Raw genomic sequence first — 4,929 nt, 5'->3', positions numbered from 1 at the left:
ACTATTTCCGTTCGTTTCCGCCCAACATGAATTGGGGAATGTTGGCCCGGGATGCTATCGGCAAGCTGATACCCCCGCTATAGACTGAGCGCGAAAGCGAAAAGGATAATTGCTGAGGGCATTGTGAAACCCGCCCAGGCCGCAAGTCCGCCAAGCAACACGTTGCCCCGCAGGATGCCGAGCGAGAAGCCGACTTGGCTCGACGCTGATCCGGGCAGGAATTGACAGAGGGCGATGAGGTCAGCAAATCCTGCCTCGTCGATCCACTTGCGGTGCACGACCAGCTCGTCCCGAAAATAGCCGAGATGCGCGATCGGGCCGCCGAACGAGGTCAGGCCGAGACGCAAAAAGGTCAGAAAGACCTCGACAAGCGGGCCACGCGGCCGGGTGCCATACATGGCGATCGATCCAGTCGGCGCGCCTAACTGTCGGCTGCCATTGGCTATCTGAAGGAGCGTGAGCGATCCCAGCCAACGGTACCATCAAATCTCCCGGGTAACTGTCTGAAGCTCGTGCGATCCAACCAGGTTGGACGGCCTGCCGATCTTGCTTTAGCTCTGGTCATAGTGGCGTTTCTGGGCGGGAGGCAGGTGAATTTGAGCATCACCAGCCATGACCGCCATCTTCGCGGATTTGCAGAATTCTCGGCACACTACCTCCCTCGAGGTCGGTGGCGCATCGGCTTGTAGCCAATTGCACATTGTTCCGACGCCGCCTTTTCCGGTCGATGGCTCCGGTCTGAACCGCGACAGATCCGTCCCCTGCAGGACTTCTTTCTCGCGTCGCCAACGCACTGCCGTCGTAACCAATAGGCCGGATGTGCGGCAGGTATGTGGACATTAGTCTTGACAAGAATACAGATGTTCAATACCCGTCATGCAATCGAACAGCATGCGATACCGGAGGAATAAGCGGCATGGCTTCCAATGTTTCATTGACGGGCCTTGCCCGCGATCTCGAGGTTCGCGCCAAGTCCGGCAAGCCGATCCGCATCGGCCTGATCGGCTCTGGCGAGATGGGAACCGACATCGTCACCCGCGTCGCGCATATGTCCGGGATCGAGATCGGCGCCATTTCCGAATTGAACCTGCCCGCGGCCAGCAAGGCGGTTGACATTGCCTTCCAGGAAACGGGCCACGCCCGCGAGGTGTCGAACGCCTCGGCGATGACCGCGGCCATGGAGGCCGGGAAAGTCGCCGTCACCAACGATTCCAGCCTGATCATCGGCAATGATCTGATCGATGTGGTGATCGACGCGACAGGCGTTCCGGCCGTCGGCGCCGAGATTGGCCTGCGCGCCATGGAGCACGGCAAGCATCTGGTGATGATGAATGTCGAGGCGGACGTCACCATCGGCGCCTATTTGAAGAGCGAGGCCGATCGGCTGGGAGTCACCTATTCGCTTGGCGCCGGTGACGAGCCGTCGTCCTGCATGGAGCTGATTGAATTCGTTTCGGCCATGGGCCACCCGATAGTCGCCGCCGGCAAGGGCAAGAACAATCCGCTCAACATCGATGCTACGCCGCCCGACTACGAGGAAGAGGCCGCGCGGCGGCACATGAATGTGCGCATGCTGGTTGAGTTCGTCGATGGTTCGAAGACCATGGTCGAGATGGCGGCGATCGCCAACGCGACCGGGCTGGTGCCCGACAAGCCGGGCATGCATGGCCCATCGGCCACGCTCGGCGAACTGTCGAAGGTGCTGGTGCCGCAAAAGGATGGCGGCGTGTTGTCGAAAGTCGGCGTCGTCGACTATTCGATCGGCAAGGGTGTCGCGCCTGGCGTCTTCGTCGTTGCCGACATGTCGCATCCGCGCATTTCGGAACGCATGGAAGACCTGAAGATGGGCAAGGGTCCGTATTTCACCTTCCATCGACCCTATCATCTGACCTCGCTCGAAGTGCCGCTGACCTGCGCTCGCGTCGTGCTTTACGGCAAGGCCGACATGGTGCCGCTGGCGAAGCCCGTCGCCGAGGTCTGTGCGGTGGCCAAGAAGGATTTGAAGCCGGGCGACAAGCTCGATGCCATCGGCGAGTACTGCTACCGCGCCTGGATCATGACCGCGCCCGAGGCTCACGCCGCCAGGGCAATTCCGTGTGGGTTGCTGCAGGGTGGCTCGGTGATCGCGCCGATCAAGAAGGGCGAGCTCATCACCTATGCCAACGCGGCGCCCGCGCCAGGCTCCAGGATCGCCGAGTTGCGCGCGCGTCAGGACAAGCTCGTTTACGGCACCGTGGAGGCATGATCATGGCTGGGGCGAGCAAAGCCGTCGCGGACACCCGCGCCAACCTGCCTTTCGTCTACCGCCACTACAGCCCGGAGCAACTGAGGGAAGTGCTTCACAAGATGTATCTCATCCGTCGCTTCGAAGAGGGTGCGGAAGAGTGCTACATGCGGGGCCTCATCCACGGCACCATGCATCTGTCGATCGGCCAGGAAGCCAGTGCCATGGGCATCTGCATGCCGCTCGCCGAGGATGACCAGATCACTTCGACACATCGCGGCCATGGCCACTGCATCGCCAAGGGCGCTGAGGTCAGCCGCATGTTCGCCGAGTTCTTCGGCAAGACGACCGGCTATTGCAAGGGTCGTGGCGGCTCGATGCATATCGCCGACGTCGCCAAGGGCAATCTCGGCGCCAACGGCATCGTTGCCGGTGGCATTCCGATCGCGGTGGGCGCGGCGCTCTCCTCCAAGATGATGAAGACCGGCAAGGTCGTGGTCTCCTTCTTCGGCGACGGCGCCAACAATGAAGGCGCCTTCCACGAAGCGCTGAACATGGCGGCGATCTGGAAGCTGCCGGTGATCTTCGTTTGCGAGAACAACGGCTACGGCATGTCGACCTCGACGGCGCGCTCGACGGCGGTCAAGAACATCGCCGAGCGGGCGGCGGCCTATTCGATGCCGGGCGTCATCGTCAACGGCAACATCTTCTCCGAAGTCGCCGAGGCCTCGCACAAGGCCGTCGAGCGGGCGCGGGCGGGAGAGGGGCCGACGCTGATCGAATCCAAGACCTACCGCCATCGCGGACATTCCAAGAGCGACCGCAACCGCTACCGCACCAAGGAAGAGATCGAGGACTGGATGGCGAACCGCGATCCGATCACGCTGTTCGAGACCGAGCTGCGCGATTTCGGCTTCATCGACGACCAGGGCATTCAGGCGATCCGCGACACGGTCGCCCGCGAGATTGCCGATGGCATCGAGTTCGCGAAGGCAAGCCCGGCGCCTGAGATCGCAACCCTTCAGAATTACGTTTACACGGAGCATGCGTGATGGACGTTGCGGTGCGTGAACTGAGCTACGCCCAGGCGATCCAGGAAGCCATGGCGATCGCCATGGACATGGACGAGCGCGTCTTCCTGATGGGCGAGGACATCGGCGTCTATGGCGGTGCCTTCCAGGTGACCGGCGACCTGGTCGAGCGTTATGGCACGGAGCGGGTCATCGACACGCCGATCTCGGAGCTGGGCGGCGCCGGCGTCGCGGTCGGCGCGGCCGTCACCGGCATGCGGCCGATCTTCGAATTCCAGTTTTCCGATTTCGCCACGCTGGGCATGGAGCAGATCGTCAACCAGGCCGCCAAGATGCGCTTCATGCTGGGTGGCGAGGTTTCGGTGCCGGTGGTGATGCGTTTCCCGGCCGGCTCCGGTACCGGCGCCGCCGCGCAGCACAGCCAGAGCCTCGAGGCCTGGCTCGGTCATGTGCCGGGCTTGAAGGTCATCCAGCCGGCGACGCCGCATGATGCCAAGGGCATGCTGCTTGCCGCCGTCGCGGACCCGGACCCCGTCATGATCTTCGAGCACAAGCTGCTCTACAAGATGAAGGGCCATGTGCCGGAAGGCCATTACACGGTGCCGATCGGCAAGGCCGACATTCGCCGCGAGGGCCGTGATCTCACCGTCGTCGCCACTTCGATCATGGTGCAGAAGGCGCTCGACGCGGCGGCTGCGCTCGAAGGTGAGGGCATCGACATCGAGGTGGTCGATCTGCGCACGATCCGGCCGCTCGACAGGCAAACCGTCATCGACAGCGTGAAGAAGACCTCGCGCCTGCTCTGCGTCTACGAGGCGGTGAAGACGCTTGGCATCGGCGCGGAAGTCAGCGCGCTGGTCGCCGAAAGCGAAGCGTTCGACTATCTCGACGCGCCGATCGTCAGGCTCGGCGGCGCCGAGACGCCGATCCCTTACAATCCGGACCTCGAAAAGGCGACGGTGCCGCAGGTTCCCGACATCATAGCCGCCGCGCGCGACTTGGTGAAAGGGGTCCGCTGAGCGATGCCGACAGAGGTCATTCTTCCGAAGGTCGATATGGACATGGCGACCGGCCAGATCTCGCGCTGGTTCGCCGAGGAGGGCGCCAAGGTCAAGAAGGGCGATGTGCTCTTCGAGATCGAGACCGACAAGGCCGCGATGGAAATCGACGCGCCGGCCAGCGGCACGCTGCGCAATGTCACCGGCAAGGAGCGCGTCGACATTCCGGTCGGCGAGCCGGTGGCGTGGATCTATGCCGACGATGAAGTTTATCGGGACAAGCGGGGTGAGGCTCCAATCGCCCCCCAAATGGGGGAGATGTCGACGAAGCCGACAGAGGGGGGCGCTGTCCGGCCAACGTCTCATTCCTTCACGCCCTCCTCTGCCCTGCCGGGCATCACTCCCACAGGGGGGGAGATTGGCCAATCGCTGGCGAGCGCGCGCGCAACGCCGCTGGCACGCCGCCTGGCCCGCGAGGCGGGTCTTTCGATCGCTGGCATAAAAGGCAGCGGCCCGCGCGGCCGTGTCGTGCGTGCCGACGTTGAGGCCGCGGTTGCCGCGAAGGGCTCCACGGCGTCTGTACAGCCAACCGCCGAGATTGCGCCACCAACCTCGGTCGAGGCTCCAGTCGCCGCGCCGAAGCCGATGTCCGACGACCAGGTGCTAAAACTGTTCG

4 protein-coding genes and 1 pseudogene are annotated in these 4,929 nt (G+C 63.3%); 4 read left to right on the top strand and 1 reads right to left on the bottom strand.

Features of this window, described 5'->3' with window-relative positions:
• Positions 1 to 86 precede the first annotated feature (86 nt).
• Positions 87 to 398, bottom strand: a pseudogene (locus Q0L57_RS06065) (chromate transporter); the annotation flags it as partial.
• A gap of 518 nt (positions 399 to 916) precedes the next feature.
• On the opposite strand from Q0L57_RS06065, the gene Q0L57_RS06060 reads away from it, so the two are divergent.
• From Q0L57_RS06060 to Q0L57_RS06045, 4 genes are all read left to right on the top strand, one after another.
• Complete coding sequence (locus Q0L57_RS06060; RefSeq protein ID WP_296739470.1) at positions 917 to 2,245, top strand: NAD(P)H-dependent oxidoreductase; 1,329 nt, start codon at positions 917 to 919, stop codon at positions 2,243 to 2,245.
• Between the two features lie 2 nt (positions 2,246 to 2,247).
• Positions 2,248 to 3,276 carry a thiamine pyrophosphate-dependent dehydrogenase E1 component subunit alpha gene (locus Q0L57_RS06055; RefSeq protein WP_296739467.1) on the top strand — a complete coding sequence of 343 codons (1,029 nt, stop codon included), beginning with the start codon at positions 2,248 to 2,250 and terminating at the stop codon, positions 3,274 to 3,276.
• The gene (locus Q0L57_RS06050) at positions 3,276 to 4,274 is read left to right on the top strand and encodes an alpha-ketoacid dehydrogenase subunit beta (protein ID WP_296739473.1); all 999 of its coding nucleotides are present in this window, start codon (positions 3,276 to 3,278) and stop codon (positions 4,272 to 4,274) included. Before Q0L57_RS06055 ends, Q0L57_RS06050 begins: the two co-directional genes overlap by 1 nt.
• Positions 4,275 to 4,277: 3 nt before the next feature.
• On the top strand, positions 4,278 to 4,929 hold a 652-nt coding region (locus Q0L57_RS06045), incomplete at its 3' end, for a biotin/lipoyl-containing protein (RefSeq protein ID WP_296739464.1).

The organism is Mesorhizobium sp. (genome assembly GCF_024509055.1).
GTDB lineage: Bacteria > Pseudomonadota > Alphaproteobacteria > Rhizobiales > Rhizobiaceae > Mesorhizobium.
Note: the sequence above shows the minus strand (reverse complement) of the source record. Positions and strands in the feature narration are given on the sequence as shown.